Below are 17,656 nucleotides of genomic sequence, written 5' to 3'. Positions count from 1 at the left end.
TTAATGAACTCTAACGTGCTGCAGGCTCTGAGGGCAGGTCCGTGAGGTCAGACATGGGCGCGGGTTTGACCGATATCGTGCCGGGCAGGCCGGGTTTTCCCGCCTCGTCCGGATGACGGCTTATGAAATCGAGCTTGATATCGGCAGAGCTTTTCCGGCTGCCATCATGGCTCCAGCCGGGCGGGGCGAAAACATAGGCCAGGCGCTGTTTCACGCTGAGGCCCGGCAAGGTCGCATCGCGCCACATGCCGACATATTCATGGGTGGCGACCCTGAGAGGATTATAGGTGCCGATATTCTTCACGAGGCCATAACGCACCGGATGGCTGTCATCTTCTTCGACGAACGTGCCGAACAGCCGATCCCAGACGATGAAGACACCGGCATAGTTAGAATCGAGATAGCGGGCATTGCGGCCGTGATGGACCCGGTGATGGGACGGTGTATTCATCACCGCTTCGACCCATTTCGGCATCTTGCCGACCGCTTCGGTGTGGATGAAGAACTGGTAGAACAGGTTGATCGACCCGGCGAAGGCGATCATCGCCGGATGGAAACCCAGCAGCACCAGCGGAATGACCGAGACGAAATAGCCCTTGGCGAAGGAAAACCAGGGCTGGCGCAGGGCCGTCGACAGGTTGAAGTGCTGGGATGAGTGGTGGATCACATGGTCGGCCCAGCCCCAGCGGATCGTATGGCTGAACCGGTGCACCCAGTAATATCTGAGGTCATCCAGCACGAAGCAGGCCAGCAGGGACAAGATGCCGAATTCCCATTTCACCGGGGCGAAACGATAGATCCACAGGAAAAAGGCGAAGATGCCGGCATAGACCGTCGTCGCGAAGATGATGCCGGAGGTGACATTGCCGAGCCCCATGGCGATGGAGGTCGAGGCATCCCGCGTCTCATAGCTGCCCTTTGCCCGACTGAAATGCACGAACAGGATTTCCGCAACGATGAGGCCGACATAGATCGGCGCAGCATAGCTTGCGATGTCCGGCAGCTCAGGCATGTCCGTCAGGTCGTTCATCTCTACCTGGTCGTTTCCCGTGTCGTTCCATTGGCGCTTCCCAGCAGCTCTTCCCACCGGGTCGCTGTATCTTCTTTCCCGAAGTCTATCACAAAGACAGGGTCGGCATAATCCGTCAGCCGCAGCCGCAGCGTCGCAGCCTCGCGCGACAGCCGGTGAATGTCGCCACTCGTAAATTGACGGGCCAGTGAATAGCGCCCCATGGCGCGGATGAGGCCATATCCCTCATTCAGCACGATCAGGGCCGCACGGCCGTTCGCGGCGAGATCCACACGCGCAATGGCGGCATCGGGAAACTCTTCCACAAAGGCCTGGCGCACGGCGGCTTCGTCGGCGAACTCATGTTCCGCCGAATGGCCGAGCCGGTGGATCAACAGGGCGATCAGGCCGATGGCAATCGCCGATCCTGCGAGATAAAGGACAAGCATCATGGGTCAGGCAGGATAGGCTGTCCGCCGCCGCCGTCTACCGGTAATGCCAGTTGTGCGAAATCAGGTGCCGGTCGCCGGGATCTTGCGCGCAGTGGCCCGCTTTTCGGCCAGAATTTGCAGGCTGCCGTGATCGTTCAGCAGCGCCATGCGCTCTGACTGGCTGAGGTACCCGATAGCCTTGCCGGTATCCGCGATAAAGTCGAGCCGCGCCCGGGCCATGGCGAGCGCCTCATGCACCTGCCCCTCGGCCAGATGCCAGTGCCGGTCGACCAGCGGCTGGCGCCGTGTCAGGGCGGACGGGTTGTCGATGATCTCATCGAAGCGCAGGGCCGCCAGGTCGGCATAGGCCGCCCTCACCTCCAGCGCGGCGGCATAGGCGGGAGGCAGTGATTTTTCCTCCGGGATCGACAACAGGCCGATCTTGCGGAACAACCGTCCGGGCCCGGCGGCACCAGTCCACAGCGAGATCGGACCGGCGAAAATCATGCCGATGGCGGCAGGCGCAAGCCACGCCGCAAAGACCGGCGAAATGATGAAGGCCGAAACGATCAGCACCGTCCCGAATGCCATGGTCAGGCCGTGGCGGCGCATCACATCGCCGAAGGAGAAATCATCGCCTTCCCGGCGCTGCGGTGCCCAGCCGGTGTCGCGCCCTGACAGGATAGAGAACACGGCGGAAGTCTGCGCCGCCATCAGGATCGGGGCGACGAGCACCGAGACGACCATTTCCGTCAGCACCCCGAAGACTATCTTCGCCGGTCCGATGGAGCGACGCCAGACAGGGTTTATGAGACCGAGGATCATGCCATAGATTTTCGGCGCGAACAGGATGCCCATGGTCGCCACGAACAGCGTCAACGCGCGGACATAGTCGATCACCGGCCAGTTCGGGAACAGGGTCAGCTGGCCACCGAAATATTCAGGCTGCAGGAACTTGCCCTGCAGCGACAGCGCCATACCGACCATGATCAGCAGCAGCCACATCGGCGATGCAAGATAGGACATGACGCCGATCATCAGGTGCAGGCGGTTGGTCCATGAAATATCACGCCCGCGCAGCAGGACCGCCGCATGCTGAAGATTGCCCTGGCACCAGCGCCGGTCGCGGATCGTCAGGTCGATGATCGTCGGCGGGCATTCCTCGTATGAGCCTTTCAGGTCGGCGGCGATCTTCACCGTCCACCCGGCCTTGCGCAGCAGTGCAGCCTCTACAAAGTCGTGGCTGAGGATATTGCCGCCAAAGGGCGCCTTGCCCGGCAATGCCGGAAGGCCGGCGGCGGACGCAAAGGCCTTCAGCCTGATGATCGCGTTGTGGCCCCAGAAATTGCCCTCGTTCTGTGCCCACCAGGCGACGCCGGTACCCAGAAGCGGGCCGTACAGATTGGCGGCGAATTGCTGCGCCCGGCCGAACACGGTGGTCGCGCCGATCAGCTTCGGCACGGTCTGGATCAGGCCTGCGCCCGGGTCAGCTTCCATGCGCCGGACCAGCTCGATCAGCGTATCGACCTCCATGTAGCTGTCGGCGTCATAGACGATCATGTGATCGTACCGTCCGCCCCAGCGGGAGATGAAATCCTCAACATTGCCGGACTTGCGTGCCCTGTTGATCGTGCGCCGGCGGTAATAGACCTTCACGCCTTCCGGCATTCGCTGGCGCAGCCGCAGGAAGGCCTCTTCCTCCAGCAGCGCAATGTCCGGGTTCGTCGTATCGGACAGGATGAAGCAGTCGAAATGGCCGGGGGCCTTTTCATGCAGCGCAGCCGCCGTCGTCTCGATCGTCGCAGCAATGCGGCGGATATCTTCGTTATAGATGGGAAAGGCGATCACGTTGCGGCTTCCAAGCTGCGCGTCGCCGCGCCAGTCACGCTCGGTCAGGATATGGATCAGACGGGTTACAAAGCCGATCGTGCCGCTGACAAAGGCAAAACAGATCCAGACGATGTTCATGGTAAAGACGATCAGCAACGCCCATTCCAGCGCCGTCATGCCGCCGACATTCAGGACGCGGTACATGTCCATCGCACCCCAGCCGGTCAGGCCGGCAGCGGCAGCACCGACGAAAGCCTTGCGCCAGATGCCAGAACCTTTCGTTCCCGGGGCAGCATAGCCGCGTGCACCCGGCGCGCCGAAATCCTGCGCCGGCATGGCAAGGGGTGCCTCTGGCGGACGTGGCGGGTCAAACGGCGCCGCCGACATCAGCGTCTCCACCGATAGAGCCAGGTTTCACTGACAGGGCTGCCGCCGCGCATGAGCAGTGCCCGCAATTCGGCGACGTTAGCGCCCTCCGGGCTCAACTCGAATGTCAGGCGGCGACCGCCGGTGACCGGATTTTCCTGCAAGGTCACGCCCTGCACCGTACCGGCAGAGGAAGAGACGTGAATCTGCGCGCCATCCAGCAGGGCGTTATTGCCGGATACGAAATCGATCACGAAAAGACGGTTTGCGGAATTATTGATCGGCACACCGACGCGTGTGGCCTCGACCTGCGCAAAGGACGGCTTGATCGGCGCATTGTCGCCCCAGTACATGGTATAGCTATATTCATACTCGCCACCGCCTTTCAGCGCGGCGTCCGGGCGCCAGTAGGAAACGATATTGTCGTTGAATTCATTCGCGCTCGGAATCTCGACCAGCGCGAGATGACCCGGACCCCAGTCGCTGCGCGGTTCTATCCACAGGCTGGGGCGCTGGTCGTAACGCGCTTCCAGGTCCTGATAATTGTCGAAATCGCGGTTGCGCTGCATCAGGCCAAAACCATAAGGCATTTCACTGGTGAAGCTGGATATCTCCAGCTGGCTCGGATTGACCAGCGGGCGCCAGACCCATTCGCCATTCCGCAGGCGGATCATCAGGCCTTCCGAGTCATGCACACGAGGGCGGAAATCCTCTCTGCCCTTCAGCGGGTCCTGCGGCCCGAACTCATACATCGACGTCAGCGGCGCAATACCGATATGCGTCAGGTCGCGGCGTGGATAGAGAACGGCATCGACCTGGATTTCCGTCGTTGCACCGGGCCGCGCACGGAACCGATAGGCGCCGGTAATGCTCTCGCTGTCGAGCAGGGCATATACCGTCACTTCCTGGGTGCCCGCTGCCGGGCGCACCAGCCAGAACTCCTTGAAAATCGGGAACTCCTCCCCGGTCGGCGATGCCGTGGAAAGGGCAAGCCCACGGGCGGAGATGCCGTAATGGTTTTCTGCGCCCAGCGCCCTGAAATAGCTGGCCCCCTGGAAGGACAGGAACTCGTCGAACTTGCCGGCGCTGTTCAGCGGCGTCGTCAGGCGCATGCCGGCAAAACCCATCGAAGCCTTGTCTTCGTCTGAGAGCGGCAGGTCGTAGAAATTGAATTTCGACGGATCGAAGCGTTTTTCAGCCGCAATGTCGTTTTCGACCATGTTGATCCGCACACGGTCCTTGAACAGGAAGCCTTGTGGCGAATACTGGACCTGGAAACTGCTGCCGCTATCGATCCAGTCGGCAGTGCGCGGACGCGGACGGATGCGGCGATAATCGTCATAACCCAGATTGGCGACGGCGGATGGCAGGCGCTGCGACGGCTTTTCGTAAGCTGTTGCGGCAAGGGCGCGCGCCTTGTTTTTAACGGTATCGAAGCCGAATTTCTGCCCGGCTTGGTCAGAAACAGGCTGGCTGGTTGCGCCCTGCGCATCAGCGACGGACCCATTTGCCATGTCATCGCCAGCCTGCAACGACGCCTCGACAGGCTGAGGCGACGCCGTGCCAGTCGTGTCGCTTACCACAGCAGGCACGGCACCGGAAGCACCGCCCGTCGCAGAGGCGAGCACGAAGAGATCATGATCGTCCAGTGCAACGGTCTGGTCTGCGTCAGGAGTTTCACCCTCAGGCACCCGGCGGATCGTGTCAGGAAGGGTATCGACAGCCCGCAGATCCTCGATCAGTTCTGCCGCCCTGTCCGCTCCACCCCCCTGCCGCACACCGGGAAACCCAGCGGGATTGGCGATGGCAAAGCCCGCCCCCAGGACACACAGGCCTGCGATGCTTGCAACAGCGATATCATGACGAAAGACCATCGGCAGAACAGTTCTCCAGACCGTTGTCAGAACCACCAGGTGATTCCTTTGTTCCAATAATAATGAATTTTTTGCGGTGCAGCAATTTATAGATTGATGATCTTTTGAATGCGCACATCTTGGGCGATCCTGCGAATATCGATCACCTGCGGTTACTTACTACTATCTGGAAAACGCTATAGGCCGCAATTACGACAATTTTGTGTGTGGCGAAAGAGACCGAATTTCAAGGGGTTGGCCGCGCAGACGGACAACTGCATCCCGGCGTTGATCGCGCCTTGCCCCCTCTTCTAGGCTGCCCGAACCCAACATATCGGCACAGCAAGAAGAGACGCCCCATGAAAATCACTGCCGCCCTTCTTTCAGCGATGGAAGCCCCGCAGCCCTATGGCGAAACAAAACCCCTCGCCGTGACGGAGCTGGAGCTGGACCCGCCGGGGCCTGGCGAATTGCTGATCCGCATCGATGCGGCTGGCCTGTGCCATTCGGATCTCTCCGTCATCAATGGCGACCGGCCCCGCCCCCTGCCGATGGCGCTGGGGCATGAGGCAACGGGCATCGTCGAGGCGCTTGGCAGCGAGGAGCCCGGCTTTGCCGTCGGCGACCGGGTCGTACTCTCCTTCCTGCCGCAGTGCGGCGGCTGTACCAATTGCCTGTCGGGCGAGGCTTATCTCTGCGCCAATGGCGCGGCGAGCAATGGCGCTGGTCGCATGCTGTCCGGCGGGTGCCGCCTGCATCATGGCGCGAGCGACGTGCATCACCATCTCGGCGTCTCGGCCTTTGCCACCCATGCGGTCGTCGACCGTCGATCCGCCGTCAAGGTGCCTGCCGACATGCCGCCGGAAATCGCCGCCCTGTTCGGCTGCGCCGTGCTGACCGGCGTCGGGGCGCTGCTCAATACCGGCAATCTGCGCTGCGGGGAGAGCGTCGTGATCGTGGGGCTTGGCGGTGTCGGCCTGTCCGCCGTGCTCGGCGCTGTCGCGGCGGGCGCCAACCCGGTGATCGCCATCGATCCGGTGGCAGAAAAACGCGCCCTCGCCCTAGACATGGGCGCGACCCATGCGGTCGCGCCGGAGGAAGCCGCCGATTGCGTTGCGGCCAACACAAGCGGCGGTGCGGATATCGTTCTGGAGACCGTCGGCAAGGCGAAAGTGCTGGAAGCCGCCTATGCCCTCGGCCGGCGCGGCAGCCGCATCGTCACGGTCGGTCTTCCGCACCCGGACGACAAGATGGCGCTGGCGCCGGTCTCCCTCGTCGGCGAAGGCAAATCGCTGATCGGCAGCTATATGGGGTCCGCCGTGCCGATGCGCGACATTCCCCGCTATATCGCCCTGTGGAAGGCGGGCCGCCTGCCGGTGGAAAAGCTGCTGACCGGCACCGGGCCGCTGTCTCAGATCAACGAGATGATGGACGAGCTTGCCTCGGGCCGTGCCGTGCGCCAGGTCGTGCTGCCATCAGAAAAAGACTGACAGCAGCAGGACGGTACCGAAACCGACAAGACCGATCAGCGTGGTCGAGACCGTCCACGTCTTCAGCGTTTGCCCTTCACTGAGGCCGAGATAGCGGCTGACCAGCCAGAAACCGGAATCGTTCACATGGGAAGCCATGGTCGCGCCAGAGGCGATGGCGATGACCAGCAGGCCCAGCTGCGCGCCCTGCAGCCCGGCGAGTTCCGCGACAGGCGCGACGAGACCCGCCGCCGTGATCATCGCGACCGTTGCCGAGCCTTGTGCCACGCGCACGATGGTCGCGACGAGGAATGCAAAGACGATAGGCGGCATCGCCCCGGCGCTCAGCACCTCCGCCAATTGCCGCCCGCCGCCTGAATCGACAAGGATCTGCTTGAACACACCGCCCGCGCCGGTGACGAGCACGACGATGCCCGCCGGCTCCAGCGCTTTAAGCATCGCGTCATGCAGGTATTCCGACTTGAAGCCCTTGCGGATACCGAACAGATACCACGCATACAGAACGGTGATAAGCAGGGCGACGAACGGGTGGCCGACGAACCCGACGAGGCCGATGGCTTGCGCGGGCAAACGCCCCTCGCCAACCACGCCTGTCAGCGTCCCGGCAAGGATCAGCACCAGCGGCAGCATGATGACGCTCAGCGCCGCACCGAATCCGATGGGCTGGATCGCCGGCGCATCAGGGTCACCCGGCTCTTCCAGATCAGCCTGACCGCCCTGGAACTTCGAGCGCATGCCCTCGCGATCGAGCTTGATCAGGAATTTCGCCAGCAGCGGCCCGGCAATGATCATGGCAGGCAGGCCGGCCAGCGCGCCGAACAGGATCACCCAGCCCAGATCTGCGGACAGGATTTCAGCGACAGCAATCGGCCCTGGCGTCGGCGGGATGAAGGAGTGGGTGATCGCGAGGCCTGCCAGCAGCGGCAGGGCAAACCAGATCAACGGTTTTGCCGTACGCTCGCGCAGGCCGAACAGGATCGGGATCATGATGATCAGGGCGACATCGAAAAAGACCGGGATCGCGACGAGAAAGCCGATGAGACCCAACGCCCATTGCGCCCGGCTCTCGCCGAAGCGCTTGAGGATCCCGGTCGAGATTGCCTGAACGCCGCCGGAGACCTCCAGCAAAGCGCCCATCATCGCGCCGAGGCCGACGACGATGGCAACGAAACCGAGCGTGCCGCCCATGCCGTTGCGCACCGACGCGATGATGTCGCCCGGTGCCATGCCCGTGGACAGCCCGAACAGCAGGCTGACCAGCAACAGCGCGACAAAGGCCGGCATACGAACCTTCAGCACCAGGAACAACAGGGCCGCGATGGACACGACCGTCATGATCAGCGGCAGGGAAGCCATCAGAAACCGACGCCGATCGAGAGCAGGTCCACCCGCGCAAGGAAAGAAGCCGACGTGATATAGAGCGTCGAGCCGTCACCGCCGAAAGTCACATTTGCTGCCGCAGTGCCGGTGGAGATCAGGGCAAGCCGCGTTCCGTCCGGGGCGAAGACATGCACGCCGCCGGGACCTGTCGAGTAGAGATTGCCTTCACTGTCCATCGCCATGCCATCGGGCAGGCCGGGCAGGCCCTGTTCGACAAGGCCGGTCATGTCATGGAAGACCGAGCGCCCTGTCGGCAGGCCGTCCTCGCCCAGCGCATAGCTGAAGATCGTTGCCGCTTCCGGATCGGACTGGGCAACATAGAGCGTCTGCTCGTCCGGAGAGAGGATGACGCCGTTCGGGCGGCTCAGCGTGCCATCGACGAGGGCAACATATTCATCGCCGGTTTCAGGCGCTGACGCGAACATGTAGACGCCGTTTATTTCCTGTTCCTTGGCGGGCGAGTCATCACCACCCTGCAGGCCATAGGGCGGATCGGTGAAATAGAGCGCGCCGGAAGTGGCGAGAACGAGATCATTCGGGCTGCTGAAGCGCTTGTCATCATAATAGGCGACGACGGACTGCTTTTCCTTCGTCTCCAGATCGAGACGCGTGATCGCCCGGTTGCCGTGATCGCCCATCAGGATGTGGCCCGGCTCATCGTCAAGGATGAGACCGTTCGTACCGGATTCGCGGAAAATATCCGTTTCAGGACCATCATAGCCTGACGGCTGAAGGAAGGTTTCCAGCCCGCCTTCCTCGCTCCATTTATAGATGACGTTTTCCGGCACATCGGAGAAGAGCAGGTAGTCGCCCTCGCCGATCCAGACCGGCCCCTCGGACCAGGAGAATTCGTTGCCGGTCAGTTTCTCGATCTCGGCGTTTTCCGGAATGAGGGCCGTGGCGCGATCGTCATAGATCTCGATCGAGCCGATCATCTCATACGGGCTGCCTGTTTCCTCGGCTTCGGTATCATCGACACCAGTATCATCGATACCAGTGTCATCGGCCGTTTCTTTCATGGCGGAGGACACATCCTCTGCCATGTCGCGCATGTCAGCCTCACAGGCACCGAGGACAAAGCTCAGTGCTCCACTCATTACACTGGCCAAAAGCAGTTTCTTCATTACGCGTGCCTCCCCGGCCACTCTTACTGTTGTTGATAGTCTACCGTACTTGCCGTCTCGATGGCAGCAGCAGGCCTCGTAGTGCTGTAGCTGCCTGAAATCTCGAACGATCCGGCTGCGCGGATATCGTCCGATGCCGACCCGATCATGTAGTCGATCCTGCCTGCCTCAACGCCCCATTTGCCATCAAGCCCGACATAGGCGAGCTGGTCCGGCGACAGGGTGAAGGTGACGGTCGCCGTCTCGCCCGGCTCCAGCGTAATCCGCTCGAACCCGCGCAGCTCCTGCACGGGCCGGGCGACCAGCGCCAACGGATCGCGGACATAAAGCTGCACGACCTCGTCGGCGGTCATGTCCCCGTCATTGGTGACATCGACGCTGAGGGCGACAGTGCCGCCCTGCGCGACGGTCTCGGCGCTTTGCACCAGTTCGGCATAGGAGAACTCCGTATAGGACAGGCCATGACCGAAGGCATAGAGCGGCGTGATCGGAAGGTCCATGTAGCGGGCCGTGTCCTTGGACAGGTCGGGGTCCGCCGGACGGCCGGTATTGTTGTGCGCCATGTAATATGGCGCCTGACCCGTCGCGCGTGGGAAGGAAACGGGCAGCTTGCCGCCGGGCGAGACCTCGCCAAACAGCACATCCGCCACCGCCGGGCCCGTCTCGATACCCAGCATCCATGTTTCCAGGATCGCGTTTGCCCGCTCGCTGATCGGCGTCAGGTTCAGCGCACGACCATTCATCAGCACAATGACAACCGGCTTGCCGGTATCGAGGATCGCGTCGGCCAGCGCCAGCTGCGGCGCCGGGATGTCGATGGATGAGCGCGAGCGCGCCTCGCCGGACAGGTCATAATCCTCGCCCAGCACGAGGATGACGGAGTCGGCTTTTTTCGCAGCCTGCACGGCCTTTCTGATTTCCTTCTCGTCAGCGGCTTCCTGTGTGCCTGCACCGGCGACATAGGTCACCTTTGCGTCGGGCAGGAAATCGCGGATGCCGTCGAGAACCGTCTTCACATCTTCCGGCTTGCCCTGCGCCCGCCACGAGCCGAGCGGAGACCAGTCATCGTCGGCCAGCGCCCCGATGACGGCGACATTGTCCGTGTCCGGCGACAGCGGCAGCGTCCCGTCATTGGTCAGCAGCACCATCGCCTTGTGCGCCGCCTCACGGGCGATCTCGCGGTGGGCGTCGGACAGGATCACCGCCTCTTCCCGCGCGCCGTCATGATAGGCCATCGGGTCGTCGAACAGGCCGAGCCTGTCCTTCGCCATCATCACGCGCCGGGCGGAATCGTTCAGCGCCGCCATCAGCGCCGGGTCACCCTCGACCCGCTCCAGCATGTCATTGACATAGATGCCGCTGGTCATCTCCATGTCGACCCCGGCGGTCAGCGCCAGTGCGCCGGCATCGGCGCGGGTCTCGGCGACACCGTGATTGATCAGCTCCAGGACGGAATTCCAGTCGCTCAGCAATACGCCGTCATAGCCCCACTCGCCGCGCAGCAGATCCTGCAGCAGGGCAGAATTGGCGGTCGTCGGCACCCCGGCGATGTCGTTGAAGGCGACCATCATGCTGCCGGAACCGGCCTCGGCGGCAGCATGGAATGGCGGCAGGTAGACTTCCTTCAGCGTACGTTCGGAAATATCGGCGCTGTTATAGTCGCGCCCGCCGATCCCAGCGCCATAGGCACCGAAATGCTTGGCTGTCGCGAGGATCGTATCGCCATCGGCAAGCTCGTCGCCCTGAAAGCCGCGCACCTGCGCTGCCGACATGACGGCGCCCAGATAGGGCTCCTCCCCTGCGCCTTCGACCATGCGGCCCCAGCGCGGATCGCGGGCGATGTCGACCATCGGCGCGAAGGTCCAGTGCAGGCCTGCGGCGGAGGCTTCCTCCCCGGCGACGCGGGCGGATTCCTGCACGATCTCGTCATCGAAGGTCGCGCCCATGGCAAGCGGCACCGGAAAGATGGTGCGATACCCATGGACCACGTCCATGGCGAAGAGCAGCGGCACACCGTGGCGGCTCTGTTCGATGGCGACCTGCTGCAGCTCACCCAGGAATTCCGCGCCCGCGACATGGAGGTAAGACCCGACAAGGCCGTTGCGGATGCGCTCATACTCGCCGTCATCGATGCGGGAATTGAGGTTCTTTGAGCGCCCGCCGGCCATCTGGTGCAGCTGGCCAAGCTTTTCAGCCGTGGTCATGCGTTCGAGAATGAAGTCGACGCGCTCGGCTCCACTCAGTCCCTGTTCGGTCGCCTGGGCGGCGAGGGTCGGTTCCGTGCGTTCGGGCTGGATTTCGGCAATCGGGGCCGGCTGGTCGGACAGGACATCCGCGCGATCGCTGATATCCTCCTGATTGGCCCGAACCGGCAGGCCCTGCGCCTCCGCAGCCCATCCTGCTGTCAGCGCAAATCCAGTGGCAAGCGCCGTAGCGGCCCCGGCCAATAGACACCGGTGTCTAAATTCCATGCTTATTTCCCATCCCTGTAACATTTTATGTTTCTTGTTACCGGGGAGAGTAGTCGCAAATTGCGCGAAACGTCAAACCGCTTCGCGCAACCGATCGAATGTGCGTCAGGCCCCGATCACTTCCGGCAGCGCCTTGCAGAAGCGGGTGACGTCTTCCAGCTTGCCCATGGAGACGCGGGTCCAGTCGGCATAGTCCATATATTGCCCGCGCACCGAGATTTTCTTCTCGTTCATCGCTCCACGCACCTCGTTGGCCGGTCTGCCCGACTTGAAGTAGACGAAATTGGTCTGAGACGGCAGCGCGGTCAGGCCGAGCGCAGCGACAGTCTCCTGCACCATCTGGCGGCCCTCGACGACCTTGCCCTTGGACATGGTCAGGAACGCCTCGTCATTATAGCAGCCGATCGCAGCGGCAATGCCGGTGCCCGCGATCCACGACATCGCCGTGGAGCGGATTTTCTGCGCCGTCTCCGCCGAGGAGATCGTGTAGCCGACGCGTATGCCCGCCATGCCGTAAATCTTGGAGAAGGTCCGTGCAATGATCACGTCATGGCCTTCGCGCACGAGATCGACGCAGGACGTCCCCTCGGGATCGTCAGCCAGTTCGATATAGGCCTCGTCGACCAGCACCGTCGTCTTGGCTGCCATGCGCTTGACCGCCGGCTTGATCGTGTCGGGTCCTGAGACGAGCCCTGTCGGGTTGTTCGGGTTGCACAGCTGGACGAGGCCGGTCGCCTCGCTGACCTTCGCCTCGATGGCTGGCAGGTCGACCTCCATGCCGTCGGTCAGCGGCACGCGCTCGATCGTCGCCATGCCGAGATTGGCCGCATAAAGAGCAGTCGTGTCCCAGAACAGGCGAGGTGCCACGATAGGCCCGTTCTGGCCATAGATCAGCGCGATGGCGCACAGCGCCTCGCCGGAACCGGTGGTAAGCACGACCTGGTCCGCATCGACACCGTTTTTCTCGGCGATCATGCCCGTGAGCGTCGTATAGGCCTCGTCACCGGCATAATAGGCGCCTTTTCTGCCCGCATACTCGATCATCTTCAGTGCCGATGGCGCGGGGCCATAGGGGTTCTCATTGCGCGAGAGCAGCGCGACGCCCGGGCCGGGCCCGAGAAGGTGACTTTCCTCGACGCTCATGCCCGGCGGCGGGAAGGCCGCCTCTATTGCACCGGCCTTGCCGATGCCAGCCGCCAGCGCGCCCGAGCCGATTGCGCCCTTCAGGAATAAGCGCCGTGAATTGACCTGTGACATGATCCTACCTCTCCGTTTTTCGTTCCATGGTATCGCTTGCCGTGACCAGCGTTGCTGGCTTGCCCGCCTGCAAGGGTTCATCGCCTGAAACCGCCGGCACCAGTTTCGGCATGGCGAAATACAGCATCACTGTCGAGGTCAGCACCAGGTAAATGCCGAAGACGCGCTTCAACCGGGCCGCGTCGAGATTATGGGCAAGTGCCACACCGATGGGCGCGGTGATCACGCTCATCGTGGTGATCGCGACAAGGCCGATCAGGTTGACATAACCGAGGGAAAATGGCGGCAGCCCCTCCTCGCCCCAGCCGACGAGGATCGCGCCGATGGCGCCGGGAATGGCGATCAGCGTGCCAAAGCCTGCTGCCGTCGCCACGGCCCGGTGAATGGGTATGCCGGACAGGGTCATCAGTAGAACGGCTGGCGTGCCGCCGCCAATGCCCAGCAGCGCGCAGAACCCGCCAATGAAACTGCCGAGGCCCGTGCGCAAGGGGCCTGTCGGCATGGAGTCTGCCAGTGCCCCGCGCCGGGCAAGAAACGGAAAGATGAAATGCAGACCCATCAGCAGTACGCCAAAGCCGAAGATCAGTTTCAGCGTGCGCCCGTCCATGAACTTGGCGAGCAATATGCCTATGACGACCCCGCCGATGATATAGGGTGCCCAGGTCTTCAGGATGTCGAAATCGACAGCCCCCCGCCTTGCATGGGCGTGTACGGATCGAATAGATGTCACGATGATCGTGGCGAGCGACGTGCCGATCGCCACATGCATGATGCGGTCGTCCGCACCGGTGCCTGCGGTGAAGATGGACAGGACGGCGGCGAGCGCGGGTACGACTACGAACCCGCCGCCAATCCCGAACATCCCCGCCACAAGCCCGGCCAGAAGACCGGACAAAAGCATGGCGAGGATCAGCCCGCTATAGGGTAAGAGGTCAGTCACGCCAGACACCCGATGGATGCCTGCCGATCAGTCGAACTGCTACCCCGCAAAGCCCTCTGCTCATGGGAGTGATGCTCAATCGAATGCCGGGATTGCGCAAGCGTTATTTTGCAGCGCAACAAAGATTGAATGATTTATCTAATTATAGTTCATGAAATGGATTCTTTTGCCTATTTCACGTTCCTGCCTTTCACCACACCAGCAATCAGGCGCACCCTTGAACATGCAAAGGTAACCGCTGGACGTAATCGTGTTGCCGCAAGACCTGGCACCCTTAGCTTCGGCAAAAACGTGAGGGAACATCATGACCAGAGCAATCTCGAGCCTTTTCGCGACAAGCCTGCTCGCCGCCTGCAGTCAGAATATTGCCTCAGGACCTGCAACACCGGCCGAGCCGGAGGTCGTCGGGCACGGCACGATCTCGACAGAGGCACCGGAATTCGCCTTCTCCCTCAGTCCCGATGGCCGGACCGCCTATTTCAACCGCATTGGCGAGGGCGGGGAAATCTTTATCCAGGTCAGCCGGAAGGACGGCGACGCATGGGGGCCTTCTTCGCCGATCCATTTTTCCGATTCCCGCTATCCTGACGTCGACCCGTTCGTCAGCCGCGACGGGACACGGCTCTATTTCTCCTCGACACGGCCCCGCCCCGGAAGCGCGACGGACGCGGCTGAAGCCGACATGGATACATGGTATGCGGAATGGACGGGCGATGGCTGGTCGGTGCCGGCCCACGCTGGCGACCTCATCAACTCTCCCCGTGACGAGGTCTTCGTCAGCGAGGCCGAGAACGGCACGCTCGCCTTTGCCCGTTTCGGCGAGGGCGAGGGCCGCGACCGGCCGACACAGATCATGCTGGCGGCACGCGACGGGAACGGCTTTGCAGAACCCCAAGCCATCGCCACCCTGCCTGCGGACTTGCGCCTGTCCAACCCGGCGATCGCCCCGAACGGCAATCTTATGGTTGTGTCTGCCTCGACGGGTCCTGAGCCTGACCTCTATGTCAGCAGGCGGAATATCGATGACAGCTGGACGGAATTTACCGCCCTGCCCGAGCCGATCAACAGCCCTGACAGCGCCGAGTTTGCCCCTTACATCGGCAATGAAGGCAAGACACTCTATTTCACCTCGGAACGCGGAGGCCAGGCAGGGCGCGCAATCTATCGCGCCGAACTGCCAGGCTGATACCCGGTGGAGCGGGGCCTAGATCCGCTCTTCCTCGTCGCCTTCTTCTTCCGTTTCCTGACGGATCAGCTCTATTTCGCCTTCTTTCTCGAGGCGGGCAATCAGGCTCATCATCGCGGCTTGGGCGGACTCCGCGTCCTTTTTCTTGACCGGACCGAGTTCCTCTATCTGTTCCTTGTACTGCTCGACCATGCGCTTTGAGACGTTGGCGTAGAAAAACTCCAGCGTGTCCGGCGCGTTGGTCGCGGCAAGCTTCAGCGCCATCAAGAGCTGGTCCGGCTCCATCTGACGGAAGATGGTCGGCACGGATGTGCGGCTGATGCGGGTTGCGAGCCCCTCGAAGGTCAGCATGGTCTGGCGGATGCGCTCTGCCTCCTGCGGTTCCTTGTCGGCGAGGAATTTCAGGATGGTGTCGCGCTTGTTGCCGGGCAGGACAGACAGGATGGACGAGACCGTCGCCAGCGGATTGTCGGTCGTGGTGTCGCCGCCACTGGTGTCGTCGACGAAATACTCCGCTTCCATCACATCGCCGAGGGCTGCCAGCGTTGCCTCGTCGACCTTGACCGGTTTGGACAGGCGACGCACGACATCCGAGGTCAGCTCTTCCGGCAGCTCGGCCAGCACTTCGCCGGCGAGCGCATTGGGCATCTGGCCCAGTACGATGGCGATGATCTGGGCACGTTTCTTTTGCAGATAGACGGCAAGGTCGACCGCCTTTTCACGGGCAAGGCGCAGCCAGATATCGGCTTTCGGCTTGGCATTGATATCGCCGCCGAAGATCCGGGCCGAGCGGGCGGAGTCGAACAGCTGTGCTGTCAGCTCGCGCGCCTCCTCCTTGCCGCCCTTCAGCGTACCACTGAGGTTCTTCAGCTCTGCGACGAAATCGGCGACAGTCGCCAGCAACACCTCGCGTGGAATGCGCGACAGCCCCTCATAGGACTGGTAGAACGCCTTTAAATGCCGGTCCTCGATCTTTTCCACGACCGGCCCTGCATTCTCCGGCCCCAGCAAGGCGATAACGATTGCCGCGCGCTGTTGCGGCGTCAGCGCCCGTGCACCGGCCTGCGCGCGGGCAAGCCGCCCTTCCGGGTCATCTGCCTTGGCTGCAGGGTTGCGGTTGCTGGCCCGCACCGCCGGTGTGCGGGTGCCCTGAGCAATCGGTTTGCCGACAGGGTTCTGGCTCATCCCATATACCCCCTCAACAAGGCCTCGGTGATCTTCACCCAGCCATCGGCCATGACGAAGAAGGCGAGCTTGAACGGCAGGGAGACGATCGCCGGCGGCACCATCATCATGCCCATCGCCATCAGGATCGACGCGACGATAAGGTCGATGATCAGGAAGGGCAGGAAGATGACGAAGCCGATCTGGAAGGCGTGCTTGATCTCCGACAGCATGAAGGAGGTGACGAGCAGCGACATGGGCGGCTCTTCGAGATTGTCGAACTGGCGGTCAGGCAGTGCCCCGGCGATGCGGCTGATGGTTTCCGGATCGACGCGGGTCTGCATGAAGGTGCGGAACGGGTCGAGCGTGTTCTCGATCGCGCGCTGCTCCTCCATGTCGCCATTCATGTATGGCTCAAGCCCCGTGTCCCAGGCCTGGCGGAAAGTCGGTTCCATCACGAAGAAGGTCAGGAACATGGCGAGCGCCATGATCATCATGTTGGGCGGTGCCGCCTGCAGGCCCAGCGCCTGACGCAGGAAGGAGAACACGATCACCATGAACGGCAGGCAGGTGATCATCATCGCGAGGCCAGGGGCCAGCGACAGGACGGTAACAAGCAGGAACAGCTGGACGACACGGGCGGACAGGCGGCCCTCGCCACCTTCCCCGTCTTCCGGCATCAGGTCGGAGACACCGGGCAGGTCCGGCATGGCGTCCTGCGCCAGCGCGCCCTGCATCATCGCGAAAGCGATCAGCACCCCGATCATGGTGATGCCTATGGTGCCCCAGCGCAGCGTCATCCTACTTCAACTTGTCTTCGGAAATATCCACGATCTCCGTCAGCCGGACCCCGAGCTGCCCGTCAGAGCCTTCGATTTCCGTCAGCTCGCCACGGGCGATCACGCGGTCGTCAACATAGAGCTCGACCGGGTCGTCAATCTTGGCGTTCAGCTGGATCAGGGAATCGCGGCGCATCTTCAACAACTCTGCTATTGTCGGCCGGGCCGTCCCGATGGTGACGTGAACGTCCACCGGGATCGAATAGATCGACCTCTTGTAGCTATTCTCGGCCGATTCCTCGCGCCGTTCCACGAAGGGCGCGTCGTCATCGCTTCCCTGGCCTGCGCCCGGTTGAACCGGATTTGCCATACCTTC

At 62.4% G+C, this 17,656-nt stretch carries 14 protein-coding genes; 2 read left to right on the top strand and 12 right to left on the bottom strand.

The genetic code is table 11. The features are described from left to right. Nucleotides 1–10: 10 nt before the first annotated feature. The 4 genes from FF098_RS11305 to FF098_RS11290 are packed head-to-tail and all read right to left on the bottom strand — an operon-like array spanning nt 11 to nt 5,510. Entirely contained in the window at nt 11–1,021 is a 1,011-nt protein-coding gene (locus tag FF098_RS11305) for a sterol desaturase family protein (protein WP_373291493.1), read from the bottom strand. An 11-nt stretch (nt 1,022–1,032) separates the two neighbouring features. After that, the gene (locus FF098_RS11300) at nt 1,033–1,461 is read right to left on the bottom strand and encodes a hypothetical protein (RefSeq protein ID WP_155140538.1); all 429 of its coding nucleotides are present in this window, start codon (nt 1,459–1,461) and stop codon (nt 1,033–1,035) included. A gap of 60 nt (nt 1,462–1,521) precedes the next feature. Then, complete coding sequence (mdoH, locus tag FF098_RS11295; RefSeq protein WP_155140536.1) at nt 1,522–3,657, bottom strand: glucans biosynthesis glucosyltransferase MdoH; 2,136 nt, start codon at nt 3,655–3,657, stop codon at nt 1,522–1,524. Beyond that, nucleotides 3,657–5,510, bottom strand: a complete 1,854-nt coding sequence (locus FF098_RS11290) for an OpgD/OpgG family glucan biosynthesis protein (RefSeq protein WP_155140534.1) — start codon at nt 5,508–5,510, stop codon at nt 3,657–3,659. The genes mdoH and FF098_RS11290 overlap by 1 nt, the downstream gene beginning before the upstream one ends. 338 nt (nt 5,511–5,848) lie before the next feature. Here FF098_RS11290 and FF098_RS11285 point away from each other — a divergent pair, with 338 nt between their 5' ends. Continuing rightward, nucleotides 5,849–6,979, top strand: a complete 1,131-nt coding sequence (locus tag FF098_RS11285; protein ID WP_155140532.1) for an alcohol dehydrogenase catalytic domain-containing protein — start codon at nt 5,849–5,851, stop codon at nt 6,977–6,979. Here FF098_RS11285 and FF098_RS11280 read toward each other — a convergent pair. The 5 genes from FF098_RS11280 to FF098_RS11260 form a co-directional block, all read right to left on the bottom strand. Next, nucleotides 6,965–8,335, bottom strand: coding sequence for a GntT/GntP/DsdX family permease (locus FF098_RS11280; protein WP_155140530.1), 1,371 nt, complete (start codon nt 8,333–8,335; stop codon nt 6,965–6,967). The genes FF098_RS11285 and FF098_RS11280 overlap by 15 nt on opposite strands. Further along, the gene (locus FF098_RS11275; RefSeq protein ID WP_155140528.1) at nt 8,335–9,483 is read right to left on the bottom strand and encodes an SMP-30/gluconolactonase/LRE family protein; all 1,149 of its coding nucleotides are present in this window, start codon (nt 9,481–9,483) and stop codon (nt 8,335–8,337) included. Before FF098_RS11275 ends, FF098_RS11280 begins: the two co-directional genes overlap by 1 nt. 23 nt (nt 9,484–9,506) lie before the next feature. Beyond that, on the bottom strand, nt 9,507–11,954 hold the full coding sequence (gene bglX, locus FF098_RS11270; RefSeq protein ID WP_155140526.1) for a beta-glucosidase BglX: 2,448 nt from the start codon (nt 11,952–11,954) through the stop codon (nt 9,507–9,509). Between the two features lie 105 nt (nt 11,955–12,059). Continuing rightward, nucleotides 12,060–13,211, bottom strand: coding sequence for a pyridoxal phosphate-dependent aminotransferase (locus tag FF098_RS11265; RefSeq protein WP_155140524.1), 1,152 nt, complete (start codon nt 13,209–13,211; stop codon nt 12,060–12,062). A gap of 4 nt (nt 13,212–13,215) precedes the next feature. After that, nucleotides 13,216–14,160 (bottom strand): sulfite exporter TauE/SafE family protein, encoded by a 945-nt coding sequence (locus tag FF098_RS11260; protein ID WP_373291486.1) that lies wholly within the window; start codon nt 14,158–14,160, stop codon nt 13,216–13,218. A 295-nt stretch (nt 14,161–14,455) separates the two neighbouring features. Between FF098_RS11260 and FF098_RS11255 the strand changes: the two genes are divergently transcribed. Continuing rightward, complete coding sequence (locus tag FF098_RS11255) at nt 14,456–15,337, top strand: TolB-like translocation protein (RefSeq protein WP_155140522.1); 882 nt, start codon at nt 14,456–14,458, stop codon at nt 15,335–15,337. A gap of 18 nt (nt 15,338–15,355) precedes the next feature. On the opposite strand, the gene FF098_RS11250 is transcribed toward FF098_RS11255, so the two are convergent. From FF098_RS11250 to FF098_RS11240, 3 genes are read right to left on the bottom strand one after another with little or no spacing between them, the layout of a single operon-like run. Then, a complete protein-coding gene (locus tag FF098_RS11250) occupies nt 15,356–16,522 on the bottom strand; it encodes a FliG C-terminal domain-containing protein (protein ID WP_155140521.1) in 1,167 nt (388 codons plus the stop codon). After that, nucleotides 16,519–17,301 (bottom strand): flagellar type III secretion system pore protein FliP, encoded by a 783-nt coding sequence (fliP, locus tag FF098_RS11245; protein WP_229714578.1) that lies wholly within the window; start codon nt 17,299–17,301, stop codon nt 16,519–16,521. Before fliP ends, FF098_RS11250 begins: the two co-directional genes overlap by 4 nt. Nucleotide 17,302: 1 nt before the next feature. Next, nucleotides 17,303–17,650, bottom strand: a complete 348-nt coding sequence (locus FF098_RS11240; protein WP_155140519.1) for a FliM/FliN family flagellar motor switch protein — start codon at nt 17,648–17,650, stop codon at nt 17,303–17,305. Between the last annotated feature and the right edge of the window lie 6 nt (nt 17,651–17,656).

The organism is Aquisalinus luteolus, from assembly GCF_009712425.2.
GTDB lineage: Bacteria > Pseudomonadota > Alphaproteobacteria > Caulobacterales > Parvularculaceae > Aquisalinus > Aquisalinus luteolus.
Note: the sequence above shows the minus strand (reverse complement) of the source record. Positions and strands in the feature narration are given on the sequence as shown.